15 protein-coding genes are annotated in these 15316 nt (G+C 61.3%); 9 read left to right on the top strand and 6 right to left on the bottom strand.

What is annotated here, in order from left to right; translation table 11 throughout:
- Positions 1-3 precede the first annotated feature (3 nt).
- Entirely contained in the window at positions 4-522 is a 519-nt protein-coding gene (locus G8E03_RS12415) for an HdeD family acid-resistance protein (protein ID WP_205793105.1), read from the bottom strand.
- Positions 523-856: 334 nt separating this feature from the next.
- Between G8E03_RS12415 and G8E03_RS12410 the strand changes: the two genes are divergently transcribed.
- The 4 genes from G8E03_RS12410 to G8E03_RS12395 all read left to right on the top strand — a co-directional run bounded on the left by G8E03_RS12410 (position 857) and on the right by G8E03_RS12395 (position 3685).
- Complete coding sequence (locus G8E03_RS12410) at positions 857-1786, top strand: DnaJ C-terminal domain-containing protein (RefSeq protein WP_166192415.1); 930 nt, start codon at positions 857-859, stop codon at positions 1784-1786.
- Positions 1787-1789: 3 nt separating this feature from the next.
- Positions 1790-2089, top strand: coding sequence for a chaperone modulator CbpM (locus tag G8E03_RS12405; protein WP_166192411.1), 300 nt, complete (start codon positions 1790-1792; stop codon positions 2087-2089).
- Between the two features lie 3 nt (positions 2090-2092).
- Positions 2093-2815, top strand: a complete 723-nt coding sequence (locus tag G8E03_RS12400; protein WP_166192408.1) for a DUF5765 domain-containing protein — start codon at positions 2093-2095, stop codon at positions 2813-2815.
- A gap of 99 nt (positions 2816-2914) precedes the next feature.
- The gene (locus tag G8E03_RS12395) at positions 2915-3685 is read left to right on the top strand and encodes an SDR family NAD(P)-dependent oxidoreductase (RefSeq protein WP_166192405.1); all 771 of its coding nucleotides are present in this window, start codon (positions 2915-2917) and stop codon (positions 3683-3685) included.
- An 80-nt stretch (positions 3686-3765) separates the two neighbouring features.
- On the opposite strand, the gene G8E03_RS12390 is transcribed toward G8E03_RS12395, so the two are convergent.
- Complete coding sequence (locus G8E03_RS12390) at positions 3766-4440, bottom strand: helix-turn-helix domain-containing protein (RefSeq protein WP_166192402.1); 675 nt, start codon at positions 4438-4440, stop codon at positions 3766-3768.
- Positions 4441-4604: 164 nt separating this feature from the next.
- Between G8E03_RS12390 and G8E03_RS12385 the strand changes: the two genes are divergently transcribed.
- On the top strand, positions 4605-5354 hold the full coding sequence (locus tag G8E03_RS12385; RefSeq protein WP_166192399.1) for a response regulator: 750 nt from the start codon (positions 4605-4607) through the stop codon (positions 5352-5354).
- Here the strand turns inward: G8E03_RS12385 and G8E03_RS12380 are convergent.
- The 4 genes from G8E03_RS12380 to G8E03_RS12365 form a co-directional block, all read right to left on the bottom strand.
- Positions 5321-6817: a PAS domain-containing hybrid sensor histidine kinase/response regulator gene (locus G8E03_RS12380; protein WP_240910345.1), complete on the bottom strand. Its 1497-nt coding sequence runs from the start codon at positions 6815-6817 to the stop codon at positions 5321-5323. The genes G8E03_RS12385 and G8E03_RS12380 overlap by 34 nt on opposite strands.
- 96 nt (positions 6818-6913) lie before the next feature.
- Complete coding sequence (locus G8E03_RS12375) at positions 6914-8050, bottom strand: site-2 protease family protein (RefSeq protein WP_240910344.1); 1137 nt, start codon at positions 8048-8050, stop codon at positions 6914-6916.
- 82 nt (positions 8051-8132) lie between these two features.
- On the bottom strand, positions 8133-8849 hold the full coding sequence (locus tag G8E03_RS12370; protein ID WP_166192387.1) for a VIT1/CCC1 transporter family protein: 717 nt from the start codon (positions 8847-8849) through the stop codon (positions 8133-8135).
- A 126-nt stretch (positions 8850-8975) separates the two neighbouring features.
- Positions 8976-10244 (bottom strand): cation:proton antiporter, encoded by a 1269-nt coding sequence (locus G8E03_RS12365; RefSeq protein ID WP_240910343.1) that lies wholly within the window; start codon positions 10242-10244, stop codon positions 8976-8978.
- Between the two features lie 100 nt (positions 10245-10344).
- On the opposite strand from G8E03_RS12365, the gene G8E03_RS12360 reads away from it, so the two are divergent.
- Genes G8E03_RS12360 through G8E03_RS12345 form a run of 4 tightly spaced genes read left to right on the top strand, consistent with a single transcriptional unit; the run spans position 10345 to position 15250 of the window.
- The gene (locus tag G8E03_RS12360) at positions 10345-11370 is read left to right on the top strand and encodes a BMP family lipoprotein (protein WP_166192384.1); all 1026 of its coding nucleotides are present in this window, start codon (positions 10345-10347) and stop codon (positions 11368-11370) included.
- Between the two features lie 9 nt (positions 11371-11379).
- A complete protein-coding gene (locus tag G8E03_RS12355) occupies positions 11380-12891 on the top strand; it encodes an ABC transporter ATP-binding protein (RefSeq protein WP_166192378.1) in 1512 nt (503 codons plus the stop codon).
- Positions 12892-12899: 8 nt separating this feature from the next.
- Complete coding sequence (locus G8E03_RS12350; RefSeq protein ID WP_166192375.1) at positions 12900-14012, top strand: ABC transporter permease; 1113 nt, start codon at positions 12900-12902, stop codon at positions 14010-14012.
- A complete protein-coding gene (locus G8E03_RS12345; protein ID WP_166192372.1) occupies positions 14009-15250 on the top strand; it encodes an ABC transporter permease in 1242 nt (413 codons plus the stop codon). The genes G8E03_RS12350 and G8E03_RS12345 overlap by 4 nt, the downstream gene beginning before the upstream one ends.
- Positions 15251-15316 lie beyond the last annotated feature (66 nt).

Below are 15316 nucleotides of genomic sequence, written 5' to 3'. Positions count from 1 at the left end.
GTTTCAAACGACGTGCCGCGCCGAGATCGCGATCAAGACCATGGAGATGCCGGTGCTGACAAAATCGATGCCGAATAGCACGCCAAGGACGACCGCTGACGCCTCCGGCAGGGCCACGAGGACAAACACACCCAACGCGATGCTGATCAAAGCCGAAGCCAGGATCCATCCCCACCCTCGGGCCGGGCGCGCCCAGAACGCGAAGGAGGATTGCGCAGCACCTGTCAGCAGGAAAATGAGGCCCACCAGAACCGTCAGGGCGATCAGACCTTGCGCGGGAAACACGATCAGAAGAGCCCCCGCCACCAGCGGCACGAGGCCCCCTGCAAGCTGCCAGCCAAATAGGCCTGTACCGCGAAATGAGAATGACGAGGCAACGGCCACGACACCGCTTATGAACAACAGCCAGCCGATCAGGATGCCAAGGATCAGCGAACTGACCACCGGCATGAGGAGCGCCCCGATGCCGAGCACAATCATCGCGATCCCGATCCCGAGCCAGATTTTCCGCAATCGCGCCAAGGTGATTTCGGGTTGAGATCTATTGGAAGTAACTGCCATTTCAGATCTTTGCCTCCGTGAAAAGTGGCGTGGTGGCGCCGACATTGATACGACCGGGCTTCGGTGGCCAATGTCCGGTTCCCGCATTCTGATCGCTGTCTATCCGGTCGCGCAAGGCGGCAATTGACGCTCATCAATTGGTGAACGCGAAACTGTTCCAAGTGTCAGTAATTTTATCTGAGAGGCTCGCGACGGTCATCAGGGGCAGCTGTGGCGGCGCGGAACTGACATTGATCAATGCGGAACATGGTCGCCGCGATATCCTTGGTCAAACTGCAATCAAGACAGGTTCAGCATGGATTTCGAGGATTATTACAAGACGTTGGGCGTGGCGCGGGATGCGAGCCAGGACGATATCCGCAAGGCCTATCGCAAGCTCGCGCGGAAATATCATCCCGACATCAACAAGGACGCCGATGCCGAGTCGCGGTTCAAGGCGGTGAACGAGGCGCATGAGGTTCTCAAGGATCCCGAACGGCGGGCGGCATATGACCAATTGGGAGCGGAGCCGCAGGGGGCCGGCCCGTTTCAGCCGCCCCCCGGTTGGGACAGCGGTTTCGAATTCACAGGTGCCGGCCCGCAGGACAGCGAGGGCTTCAGCGACTTTTTCGAAACCTTGTTCAGGCGCGGCGCGACCTCGCATGGGGATTTCAATGCGGGCCAGGGTCGCGACAGCCATGCGCGCATTACGATCGACATCGAGGATTCCTTTCGCGGCGCGACCCGTGTTCTCCACCTGCGGATGCCGGTGGTTGACACTTCCGGGCAGGTGTCTTTGGAGGACCGCAAGATCTCCGTCACCATTCCGAAGGGCATACGCGAAGGTCAGCATATCCGCCTGAAAGGGCAGGGCGGACCCGCGGTTGGCGGTGGTCAGGCTGGCGACCTCTTCCTTGAGGTCTCCTTCGCGGCGCATCCCACCTATCACGCCGAAGGCGCGGACCTTTACGTGACGCTGCCCGTCGCCCCGTGGGAGGCCGCGCTGGGCGGGCATGTGATAATGCCCACGCCCGGCGGCAAGGTTGATCTGCGCATCCCGAAAAACGCCCGCTCCGGCCAGAAACTCCGGCTGAAGGGCAAGGGGCTGCCGGGGCGGTCGCCGGGGGACATATTCGCCACGCTGAAGATCGTGAATCCCGACGTGTCCACAGATGAAGCGCGCGCATTGTTCGAACGCATGGCGAGGGAAATGCCCTTCGATCCGCGCGCCCAGATGAAAGGATAGGCCATGAAGAAGGCAACACCCGAGACGGAAATCCTCGACACCCTGACATTGGAAGACCTGTGCCGGTTTTGCCAGGCGGATGAGGCCTGGGTGATCGAATTGGTCGATGAGGGCGTTCTGGAACCCATGGGCGCCACGGTCCGGCGCTGGCGGTTCGAGGGCGTTAGCATCGCACGTGCCAAACGCGCACGCCGCCTGAACCGCGATCTGGGGATCAACACGGCCGGTATCGCGATGGTGCTGGACCTTCTGGATGAACGTGAGGCGATGATCCGCAGGCTTTCCCGATACGAAGGCGTCTAGGCGATGTGTTGGAGCGTGGAAGCCTCGGTCGCGATGGTAGGCTTCGGTTCGGTTGCGACCGGCCTTGCCTGGCACCGGGGGCAGCCCGCTGCGATCTGGGGCACACTTGGCTATTTTACGGCGATGGAGGCCTTGCAGGTCGCGGGATACGGGGTGCTGGATCAATGTGGAACGCCCCAGAACCGCGCCGTGACCTTGCTGTCCTATCTGCACATCGTGTTTCAGCCGATCGTGATCAATCTGTTCGTTCTGCAACTCGTCCCTGCGCAGGTCAGGCAGCGGGTACAGGGCTGGGTTCTGGGGCTTGCAGGGGTTTCCGCGGCGGTCATGTTCTTGCAACTTGTCCCGGTGGAGGCTTTCGGGCGCTGCGTCCCGGGCCAACCGCTTTGCGCCGATCAACTGTGCACGGTTTCGGGCACGTGGCATATCGCGTGGGATATTCCTTATAACGGCCTGTTGGTGCCGCTTGAATCCGCGTTCGGCTTCGGCTCCGGCTTTCCGACCTATATGGTGGCGGTATTCGTCCTACCGCTTCTTTACGGGGCATGGCGTTTCGTTCTGTTGCACGTCTTTGCGGGACCGGTGCTGTCCTGGATGCTGACCAGTGACCCGAACGAGATGCCGGCGGTCTGGTGCCTGTTCTCGATCATGATCCTTTGTGTGGGTTTGAGCCCCGCCCTGCGCCGGACCGTCTCTTCGCGCACCTGGTGGGGCGTTCGGGTCTGACATTCGGTTGGTTCGTCCCGCCGGGCGTTGACATTCCTCAACAGGCGGGCGGGTGCGATGCTTCATGCTGACACCATCCAATCACTGCAGGAGGTCAGGATGGGTATCGTTGATGGTAAGGTCGCCCTTGTAACCGGTTCGGGCGCGGGGATCGGTCGTGCGACGGCGCTGAAGTTCGCGGAGCAGGGCGCAAAGGTCGTTGTCTGCGACATTGATCAGGCGGCGGCGGAAGAAACTGCCGACATGATCAGGAACGCGGGTGGAGAGGCCGCCAGTGTGGCCGCCGATGTGTCGGAGCCCGAAGCGGTCGCTGCGTTGATCAAAGAGACTGTTGCGAAGTTTGGCAGGCTCGACTGCGCGGTCAACAATGCGGGGATCGAGGGGCGGATCGCCCCGTTGCTCGATCAGAAGGTGGAGGATTTCGACCGGGTGATCGCGGTCAATCTGCGCGGTGGGTTTCTTTGCATGCAGGCTGAAATACGACAGATGCGGGAAAACGGCGGCGGGGCCATCGTCAATCTGGCATCCATAGCGGGTCTGGTGGGATTTGTTAATCTGTCGCCCTATGTGGCGACCAAGCATGGCATGAACGGTCTGACCAAGAACGCCGCGCTGGAATACGGGAAAAGCGGAATTCGCGTGAATTCGGTCTGTCCCGGTGGGATCGACACCCGGATGCTCGATTCACTTTCCGAGCAAGCAACGGGGGGCGCGCAAACTGCCGACGAGATGATGAGCCCGCTGCACCCGATCGGCCGGATCGGAAAACCGCAAGAGGTGGCGGAACTGATCGTCTGGCTTTGCTCACCCGGCGCAAGTTTTGTGACCGGAGCCAACATCCCGGTAGATGGCGGTTTCGTCGCGCAATGAAGGGCGATGGCCAGGCTGCCTGTTGTGGTCGAACAGAACCGGCACCCTGGCCACGTCAGACGTGTGCAAGTCGTCGCGCCTCAGTCCTCGTCGCCCTGGGCAAGGGATGTCAGCGCCGTCGGTCGCAGGATGACGACCGTATGGATGTTCTCGATCTCGATGATCCCGCTCTTGCGCATCTGGGTCAGGGTCCGGCTGACGGTCTCGGTCGTCAGGCCCAGGAAATCAGCGATGTCGGCGCGGCGCATCGGCAGATCCACCTTGCCGACGCCATTCTCATAGCGCCCGACCCGACCTGCCAGCACGTTGAGGAAGGACGCGACCTTTTCGACGGCCGATTTGCGCCCCAGCATCATGAAGTGATCCTGCATGGCGCTGATTTCGCTCAAGGCGGCCTGCAACAGCTCGCCGTGCAATTCGATATCGCTCTCACCGTTTTCAAGCAGGCTCTTGCGATAGGGTTGCAGGCACGTGTCGACCAGCGCGTCGCAATCGGTGTGGTGACAGCCGCCGGCGGGAAAACCCACGACATCGCCGGGATAGCCGAACGCGATGACCTGTCGGCGGCCATTCTCCAAAAGGCGCGTCAGGCGCAGCACCCCCGAGGTTACCTGATAAAGCCAGGTCACCTCATCCCCTTCGTAGAACAGATAGGCACCTGCCTTTATCTGCGCTTCGCGTGCGCTAAGGCAGGGTCTGGAGATACTGGGCACCGCGGTGCGGCTCTGATAATCGGCGGATAGCGTGACATACATCTTGTGGCCCCCATTTTTCCATCTGGGTGTCAACATGCCTACGCGGCGTAACTCTATTCGCGTTGAAGTTGTCTGAAAGTGTATCTTTTTGTATGAATAGGATCGAAACGTGGCCCGGATGCTGCGCTTCGGAAGAATAAAACCGTCAAGATCAGGGGGTTGCGATGCGAAAAGCATCCATTCTCGTCATTGAAGACGAGGCAAAGATCAGGACCCTCCTGCGCAATGTGCTGGAAAACGACGGGTATGAGGTCATCGAATCGCAATCCGGCGATGGCGTGGTCGACCTGTTGGCCTCCCGCCCGATCGCCCTGATCACCCTTGATATCCAGTTGGGCCGCGAGAACGGTCTGGATCTGGCCCGAAGAATTCGGCGCGTCTCCTCCGTGCCGATCATCATGGTGACGGGTCAGGACGACGTCATCGACCGCGTCGTCGGGTTGGAGATCGGGGCCGATGATTACATCACGAAACCGTTCCATGTCCGCGAGGTGATCGCCCGGGTCCGCAGCGTGTTGCGCAGGACAGGGGGGACACCCGACACGCATCACGACAGCGACGAGAGCGAACGCTACCTGTTCGACGGATTGACCGCCGTGCCCGACCGGCTGGAGATCATCGACCGTGAGGGCAATGACAGTTCACTGACAAGCGGCGATTTCAAACTGCTTACTGTCTTTCTGGAACGTCCCAAGCGTGTCTTGTCGCGCGATCAGTTGATGGATCTGACCGGCGGTCAGGACTGGAGCCCGCTCGACCGGACCATCGACAATCAGGTCGCGCGCCTGCGCAAGAAGATTGAGCGCAGACCGTCAGAGCCGGGCCTGATCAAGACCGTGCGCGGTGTCGGCTACACGCTGGCCTGCGAGGTCGAGGTGGTTCATCCCTCAGGATCATCGACCAAGAGCGCCTGAAGCCGTGCCACCAGATCGGACTGGCGATAGGGCTTGTGCAGCACGTCCTGATTTTCCCCGACGGCCCCTCGCGCGGCGACGATATCGCTGGCATAGCCCGACGTCAGAAGAACCTTGAGATGCGGAAATTCCACCGCCACTTGCGCGGCAAGCTCATAGCCGCTGAGGCTCCCGGGCATGATCAGATCGGAAAATACGATGTCGATCTGGATGCCTGACCGAAGCAAGGCGAGCGCTTCGTCCCCGTTGACCGCTTCGACAACCTCGAACCCCAGATCGCGAATGCGCGTCACCGACAGCCTGCGTACATTGGGGTTGTCCTCGACCACCAGCACCTTTCGCCCCTTGCCGAAAGGCACCTGTGCAGCGTACCGCCCGGTATGCGACCTTTCCGCTGATGCGCTTTTTTCGGAAAGGGATGGGAAATAGAGGCCGAAACTCGTCCCCAGCCCCTCCTCGCTGTAAAGGGTGATGTGCCCGCCTGTCTGGCGCACGAAACCGTAGACCATCGACAGGCCAAGCCCGTTTCCGCCGCTGTCCGATTTCGTGGTGAAGAACGGCTCAAAGGCATGTTTCTGCGCTTCGGGCGTCATGCCCGCGCCGTTATCGCTGACCGACAACCGCACGTAGTGACCCGGCTCGACGTCGATTTCCTGCGCCATATAGGTGTCGTCAATGGTGACGTCCGCGATGGAGATGAGCAATTCGCCCTTGCCATCCATCGAGTCGCGGGCATTCAGGGCAAGGTTCATCAGGGCCGATTGAAGCTGCACCGGATCGACGAGAACCAGGCTGATATCTGGCGCATATTCCGTCCTGATCCCGATCTGTGCGCCGAGTGTCCGTTTCAGGATGACAAGCGTGGAATCGCACAACTTGCGCAGGTCCGACTTCACCGGTTTCAGGTTGCTGCGCCGCGCGAAGATCATCAGCCGTGATGTAAGGTCAGCGCCCAGCTCCGCTGCCTCCAGCGCATCGCGGATCAGGGCGTCCTGCGCATCGTCGGGCGTGCGCGCGTCGAGCAATTCCAGATTGCCTATGATGACCGTCAGCAGATTGTTGAAATCATGCGCGATACCGCCCGTCATTCGGCCGATCGCGTCGAGGCGCTGTGACCGGGCCAGCGCGGCCTCGGTCTGGGCGCGCTTCGTCAGATCGTGCAGGATGCCGACGAACATCAGCCTGCCGTCCACCTCGGCGCGCCCGACCGACAGATGCAGCGGGAAGACGGTGCCGTCGCTGTGCAGGCCTTCGACTTCACGCCCGATGCCGATGATACGCTTTTCGCCGGTCTCGATGTGGTGCTGAATGAAACCGTCGTGTTTGATTGCCAAGGCTTCGGGCATCAGCATGTTCACGTTTTTGCCGATCATGTCGTCGGTCCCGTGGTCGAACATTGCGCCGGCGGCCGGGTTGGCGCGCATGATGATCCCATGCCGATCCGACAGGATGATCGCGTCCACGGCCGCTTCGAGAACGGCGTGAAGAAGTGCCTTGCCTGTAACCGCGCTTTCCATAGCACCCCGCAATTTATGCGTAGTCTTGGGGAAAACTGAGGGTCAAGGCAAGGATGATGAGCGTGTTCGTGCCACCACGAGGTCCGAAAGCTCCAGATGCCGGACAATATCCGAGAGGGAGATGAGGCCAAGAAGGCTGTGCCCCTCCACCACCAGAAATTTGCGCTGACCAGTCTTCGCGATGGACTTCATAAGGTCCTCCACCGGCGTGTCGGGCGGGAGGGTCGGCGTTTCGTCCAACCCCGCGAAGACATCCCCGACGCGGGTGCTGGACCAATGCTCCCGGTCAATCTTCAAAAGGATCGCACGGTCGATATGCCCCAGAAGAATATCATCCTCGACGACGGGAACAAAGCTGAGACCGTGGCGCAGCACGACCTGATCGACGAGGTCCGACAGCCTGAGATCCGGACCGACCGTGATCGGTTCGCGCCGCATCAGATCGCTGACCGTGCGGTCCGAGAAGGTCACGCGCGTGATTTGTTCCTGATAGGCGGACCGCGCGGCGACCAACAGGAAACCACCGATCATGATCTGCCAGATCGCGCTGATCACCGCGCCCTGGAACAGCGCCAGAAGCCCAAGACCCATCAGAACATAGGCAAAGGCGACCCCGGCCTTCGTGGCCGTCCCCGTCGCGCGCTGGATGTCGCCACTGCGGTGCCACAGCCATGCCCGCAGAATGCGCCCGCCATCGAGCGGGAAGGCAGGCACCAGATTGAACAGCGCCAGAATCAGATTGATCGTGGCAAGGTAGGACAACACAACCACTGCCGCCGCGGGACTGTCGGCAAGCTGGGCAATCAGGCTCAGTGCCCAGAACCCGAATGCGAGGGCAACGCTCATGACCGGCCCGGCGACAGCGACCCAAAACTCCTCCATCGCGAGGCGTGGTTCGCTTTCCAGTTCGGCCACGCCACCGAACAGGAACAAGGTGATGCCGCCGATTTTCAGGCCGTAGCGCCTCGCAATGACGGAATGGGCAAGTTCGTGCAGCAGCAGAGACGCAAAGAACAGGATCATCGCGACAATCGCCATGATAAAGTAGATGCCCGGACTTTCCCCCGGCAAGGTATGGGGGAAATAGTTCTGGCCCAGGCTCCAGGTGATGATTGCAGCTATGATCAGCCAGCTTGGATCGAGCTTTATGTCGAAACCAGCGATTGAGAAAAGTTTCACCGCGTTCGTGAACATCTGCGACCCCGTTTATCCCAAAGAATTGCACGGCTTCGATTCACCGGTTTGATATTGGTCAAAACGGTCAGCCGGTCTGAAACAGCGATCCGACGAAAAAGGCGATCACGGCGGCCACGGCCCCGATAAACAGCGTTTCAAGACCCGAAACCCACCACGGCGACAGCGACCATCTGCTTTTCCCGGTGCCGATCAGGAAAAACGTGATGAGCGTCGCGGCAATGGAAATCTGGAAAGCACTTGTCAGCCCCAGAATGAACGGCAGGAGCGGGATCGCACCGGCGGCAAGGAACGCGCCGAATGTGGCCAGAGCGGCCCGCAGGGGATCGGGCTCTTCGCGCGGCAATCCGTATTCATCGGTCAGCATAAGTCCGATCCACTTTTCCTGCTTTTGTGAAATCGCATCGACAGCCCCTGTCAGAACGTCCCCCTCAAGGCCGCGCCGCGCGAGGATTTGGCGCAGCTCCTCCAACTCACCGTCGCGATGGAAGGCGATGTGCTGCTTTTCGATCTCGACGATGCGATTGCGGTCGTCGAGCTCGGCCTTGGTCCCGGAATAATTGCTGGCGGCCATGGAAAAACCGTCGGCCAGAATGTTGGCAGCACCCAGAGCCAGGATGACCCCATGGGACAGCCCGGCCCCCTCGACGCCTGCGACGATGGCGAATGTGGTAACCGTGCCGTCGATGGCCCCATAAATCAGGTCCTTGAGGTTGCCCCCACGCCCGCCCGTCGCCAGACGGTCGGCAATTTCATCTGGGCTGTGACCGTGTTCTTTCGCCATGGATTCTGTCTAACCTCCGAAAATATCTTGGCTTTGAGCCAGATCAAGTGGGCTGGCCACTGCTGCACATTCAAGCCGATGCAGTTTGCGGAAACAACTCTGGCACGCAGCGGCTGGGTGATACGATCAAGTTTTCCGCACCTTGATATCGGTGTCGTCGCCGGGGTTCGCGGTGCGGCGGATGGCCCAGAGTGTCAGGACCGGGCCTGCAAGCTCGAACGCAATGGTCGTGCCAATGGTCAGCGCGATGATCCGGTCGGCCAGCTCCGGAAATGCCTGCGCAGCGATCAAGGCCATGCCGACCGCGACGCCCGCCTGCGGCAGCAGAGCGACGCCGTAGAGGCGCCGCTCGCGCGGGGGGGCATTTCCGATCACGGCGCCAATCCACCCGCCGCCAATGCGCGCCAGCACGCGCAGCACGATATACGCCAGACCCAGAAATCCGACCTGCCGCAATGCTTCGAATTCAAGCGACGCCCCCGCCAACAGGAAGAAAAGCACCATGAAGGGCCACTGAATATGCTCGATTTCATGAAAGGCGCGGTCGTGATGAGATGCAAAGTTCACGATGACCGCCCCCGCCGTCATTCCCGCCAAGAGGAAAGAAACCTCCAGCCAGAGCGCCAGACCCGCTGTCAGGAAAACCAGCGCAAGTGCCTCGACCTCGATCGGCTCCCCCGCGCTGATGCGCCCGGTCAGCGCCGCACCGGGCGCACCTATGGCAAGGCCCAATAGCACGGCACCCCCTATTTCGCGCATGACGGACAGATCATGCAGGCCCGGTGTCGTCGCCGCGATCGAATGCGCATAGCTCAGACACAGGCTGAACGCCAGCAATCCCCAGGCATCATCGACGGCCACGACGCCTTTCAAAGTACGGGTAAAACCATTGTCGATGTTCGATTGGCGGATGACATCGGTCGTTGCCGCAGGCGCGGTGGCAGAGGCGATGCCGCCCAGCACGACAGCCAATCCCGGTTCGACGCCCAGTGCGATCAGACCGAAAGACACGGCAATGATGGTGATGAGAACAATCGCGATGGAAACGCTCAGAATCCGACGCCCCGTTTGCCTGAGATCCGCCACCTTGAGCGATCCGCCCAGCAGAAAGGCCACGAATGTCAGGGCCGTGACGGAAAGGTATTCGTAGGCGTCTGAAAAGGCGTGGGGAATCCACTCCATCTGCCCTGCAACCAACCCACAAAGCAAAAGCAAGGTGACCCGGGGCACCCATGTCCGACGCCCGATCTGGTCAGCGGCCAATCCCACGACGAACATACCGCCCAGCGTCAGAAGCACTGTTTCGATTTCCACGATCTCACCTGTTTCACTGCCAAATCCACGCTCTTGCATGTTGATGGAATGCGCGGGGCGCGATGCCTTGACGAATATCAATCGGCGACCGGGCGATCAGGCTATCCCGTTCGTGTTCAACCGGCCTTGAACGGTGGGTTGGCAATCAAGGAGGGAGGCAACCATGAAAGGATGCGGGAAGATGAGAGTGCTTTTTCGGAAAGACTTGATGGTCTGTGGCGCGCTGATCGCCACGACGCTCACCAGCCCGGCGCTTGCTTTCACCGCCTGTCAGGTCACAGATACCGGCGGTATCGACGACAACAGTTTCAACCAGACCGCCTGGAAGGGTGTGCTGGACGCCAGCGAGACTCTCGGGGTCGAAGGCCGTTTCCTCGAATCCCAGGCCGAGACGGACTATGACGCCAACATAAATTCGCTGGTTGATGGCGATTGCGACATCATCATCACGGTTGGTTTCCTCCTAGGGGACGCGACCGAAAAGGCGGCAATTGCCAACCCGGATCAGCCGTTTTCCATTGTGGATTTCTCATATGATCCGCCAATCGACAACGTGCTGGGGCAGGTCTATGCCACGGATCAGGCGGCGTTTCTGGCAGGCTATCTGGCCGCCGGCATGAGCAAGACGAAAATCCTTGGCACATTCGGCGGCATCAACATCCCGCCGGTGACGATTTTCATGGATGGGTTCGTTCAGGGCGTCGATCACTGGAATTCGGTCAAGAACGACGCCGTTACCGTGCTCGGCTGGAACATGGACACCCGCGAAGGGCTGTTCACCAACAATTTCGACAACCTCGATGACGGTCGGGCCTATGCCCAGAACCTGTATGATGAGGGCGCCGATATCGTGCTGCCGGTCGCGGGCCCGGTCGGCCTCGGCTCGGCCACGCTGGCCGATGAACTTGGTGTCGAGAAGCTGATGATCATCGGCGTGGATGCCGACCTCTACTTCACCGATACCGAGCGGCAGCACGTCTATCTGACGTCGATCACCAAACGTATGGATGCCACCGTCGCGGACGTGATCGAAACCACGCTGAATGGCGATTTCCATGGGGGTGTGCTGGTCGGCGGCCTGGAAAACGGCGGCGTCGGTCTGGCCCCGTTCCACGACATGGAGGCCATGGTGCCGGACACGTTGAAGGCCGAGCTTGAGGCCCTGCGCGCAGACATCATCGCCGGCACCATATCCGTGTCGGATTAGGATGCTGACATGCGGGTGGAGTTGAAGAATATCACCAAGCGGTTCGGTCCGGTCGTCGCCAACAAGGGTGTCGATCTGACCATCGAGCCGGGCGAGGTACTGGGCCTGCTGGGGGAAAACGGCGCAGGCAAATCGACCCTGATGAACGTTCTGTGCGGTCTTTACGAACCGACGGAAGGCGAGATCCTGATTGACGGTCGTCCCGTGACCTTCGCGGGTCCGGGCGACGCGATCCGTGCGGGCATCGGCATGGTGCATCAACATTTCATGCTGGTCCCGGTCTTTACCGTGACCGAAAATGTCATCCTGGGCATCGAACCTGTAGGCCAGCTCGATCACCTCGACCTGAAGACGGCCCGCGCCGAGGTGGAGAGGTTGAGCACGCAATACGGCTTTACGGTAGACCCGGATGCGACGATCGAGACGCTTCCGGTGGGCGTGCAACAACGGGTGGAGATCATCAAGGTCCTGATCCGGGAAGCGGACGTTCTGATCCTGGACGAACCGACGGCGGTTCTGACGCCGCAGGAGGTCGATGAGTTCTTTCAGATCGTTCGTTCGCTCTGCGACGCGGGCAAGGCTATCGTCTTCATCACGCATAAGCTGAACGAAATCCTGGAGGTATCCGACCGGATCGCCGTCATCCGGCGGGGGGAGATCGTGGGCAGCGGCGATCCGAAGAAACTGACCCGCCCGGAACTGGCGGAAATGATGGTGGGCCATCCGGTCGACCTCGACGTGGCCCGCGCGCCCTTCGCGCCCGGTGAAGTCATCCTCGACATTCAGGGACTGACCATATTGCGTCCCGATGGGGCCGTTGCTGTCGATGATCTGACGCTTCAGGTGCACAGTGGTGAGGTCGTGGGCATCGCGGGGGTTCAGGGGAACGGGCAATCCGCACTGATCGAGGCGCTCGCCGGATTGCGCCGCCCGGTCGCCGGACGGGTAGGGTTCGACGGCACCGACATCACGAATGCGTCGCCGCGTGCACGGCACCGGATGGGGATCGCGCATATCCCCGAGGATCGCCAGCGCGCCGGGCTGATCGGAAACTTTTCCGTGGCCGAGAACATGGTGCTGGACAGCTATTATGGCCCCCCCTTCGCGAAGGGTCCGGGTATCGACTGGCACCGTGTTCACGAGGATGCCGCAGCCGTGGCCAGGGAATATGACGTGCGCACCCCGTCTGTGCGGTCCGCCGCCGCGCATCTGTCGGGGGGCAATCAGCAAAAGCTGGTCGTGGCCCGGGAACTGTCGCGCGATACGCGACTGGTCATTGCGGGGCAGCCTACGCGGGGGCTCGATGTCGGCTCCATCGCCTTTATCCATGAACGCCTGATCGCCGCGCGCGACGAAGGCGACGGCGTGTTGATCGTGTCGTCCGAGCTGGACGAAATCATGGCGTTGTCCGACCGCATTCTGGTGATGTTCAAGGGCCGCGTCGTGGCTGAATACACGCCGCATGAGGCTCCGGTCGATAAGGGAACGATCGGTTTGGCAATGGCGGGGGCGGCGACATGAGCGATGCAATGACCGATGCAACACAGGGCAGGGTATTTGGCCGGACGCAGCTGGAGGACATGGTGATCGTGCCGCTCTTCGCGCTTGTCGCGGCGCTCGTTCTGGGCGCGCTGGTGATGGCCGCCACGGGTGTTTCACCCGCAACCATTGCGCAATCCTATGTGGCGTTGCTGAAAGGCTCTGTCGGGTCGGTCAACGCGATCTCGGAAACGCTGACCGCGGCCTTGCCCCTGGTTCTGGCGGGTCTGGGGCTGGCGCTTGGTTTTCGGTCCGGGCTGTTCAACATCGGGGCCGAGGGCCAGATCGTCGTGGGCGGGCTGGCCGCCGTGGTGGCCGGTGTGGCCCTTGGCGATATGTCGGCTTTCATAGCACTTCCCGGTGCGCTTCTCGCCGGGGCTGCGGCGGGTGCATTCTATGCCGGTATCGCGGGATGGCTGCGCGCGGCGACCGGCGCGCATGAGGTGATCACGACCATCATGTTGAACCTGATTTCCTTCCGGCTGCTCGACTATCTGTTGCGCACGCCTTTCATTCAGAAGGAAGGCCGCGCCGATCCGATTTCCAAATCCGTGCCCGACGCCGCCGAATTGCCGAAGCTGCTGACCTTTCTGGACGCCAACCTGCGCCTGCATGCCGGCCTTTTTCTGACGCTGGCCATGGTCGCGTTTGCCTATTGGCTGCTGTTTCGCAGCAAGTTGGGGTTCGAGTTTCGCGCCAGCGGTGAAAACGCCGTGGCCGCCCGCTTTGCCGGTATGAGCGCGGGTTGGACCATCGTTTTGGCCATGGCCGTCGCGGGGGCGTTGGCGGGGCTGGCAGGGGCCAACCAGACGCTTGGCATTCTGGGCCGCGCGACGCCCGGCTTTTCCGCCGGGATCGGGTTCGACGCCATCGCGGTGGCGCTTCTGGGTCGATCGCATCCGGTCGGCGTGTTCTTTGCCGGAGTGCTGTTCGGCGCGCTGGAGGCCGGCGGCCGGCAGATGCAGGTGGATGCAGGGGTCAGCATAGATCTGATCGGTATCATCCAGTCACTGATCATCGTCTTTATAGCGGCCCCCCTTCTGGTCAAGGCGATCTTTCCCTGGGGGTTCAGAAAAGCGGGCAAGAGGGAGAACAAGTCGTGACCGTCCTACTTGATAAAGCGCGACAACGGCAAACCCGCATCACGGGCGGCATCCTGATCGCTCTCGGTGCCTTGATCGCGGTTTTCCTCGCCCCCGATGCAAGCGGGGTCGCCACCTTCCGCCTGACGCGCCCGACCGATGTCTGGCCCGTTCCAAACCTGGTCGTTCCGGGCGGGGCCTTCGTCTATGTCGCCTCGGCCCTGCTGGCCTTTTTCGGTGTGCGCCTGTTCCTGCGCGGCGGCGCAAGGTGGAGCGCGCGGTTTCTGGGCATCGGCCTGATCATCGCGGTGGCGGCGTTTCTAGTCTGGGCGACGGCGGGCAAGTCGTTCTCATTGACCGGCATGTTGCAGGCGAGCCTGGTGCGCGCGGTGCCGATCGCCCTCGGTGGACTGGCGGGCGTTTTGTCTGAACGGGTCGCTGTGGTGAACATAGGTATCGAAGGGATGTTGCTGGCCGGGGCCTTTACCGGGGCGCTGGTGGGGTCGCTGGCCGGGGGGCTTGCAGGGCTTGCCGCGGCGGTTGCCGTGGGCGGTGTGTTCGGTTTCGTTCTGGCCGCACTGGTCGTGACGTATCGAATGGATCAGATTATCGCGGGCGTGTTCATCAACCTGTTCGTGCTGGGTTTGACCAGCTACATCTCCAGCCAGGTCTTTCAGGAATATCGCGCGCTCAACAACGCGCCGGTGTTTCGCGCGGTGGAGATCCCGGTGCTGAGCGATCTGCCGGTGCTTGGCCCGGTCTTCTTCAGCCAGAATATCTTCGTCTATGGGGCCTTCATCCTCGCCGGACTTGCGACTTACTATCTGTTTCATACCCGGCATGGCCTGCGCGCCCGCGCGGTGGGCGAGCATCCGCGCGCCGCAGATACACTCGGGATCGACGTTTATCGCACGCGCTACGTGAATGTTACCATTGCGGGGATGGTCGCGGGCTTTGGCGGGGCCTGGTTCACACTAGGCTCTGTCGGCCGGTTCGACGAGGGGATGACCGGCGGGCGTGGTTTCATCGGGTTGGCGGCGATGATCTTCGGACGGTGGCATCCGGTCGGTGCCCTCATGGCTGCGCTGATCTTCGGATTTGCCGATAGTTTGCAACAAAAGCTGGCGCTTCTCGGCACGCCGATTCCGTCGGAGTTCCTTGCCATGGCCCCCTATATCGCGACGATTGTCGTCGTTGCCGGCGTGGTCGGACGCGCACGGGCACCGGCGGCGGACGGCAAGCCCTATGTCAAGGAATAGGGGCCGGTGCGGAACAGAACGCACTTGGCGTTGCCTGCCACGCGGCGCATGAACAGGAGGGGTATT

This window comes from Pontivivens nitratireducens, from assembly GCF_011290545.1.
In the GTDB taxonomy this organism is placed as follows: domain Bacteria; phylum Pseudomonadota; class Alphaproteobacteria; order Rhodobacterales; family Rhodobacteraceae; genus Pontivivens; species Pontivivens nitratireducens.
Note: the sequence above shows the minus strand (reverse complement) of the source record. Positions and strands in the feature narration are given on the sequence as shown.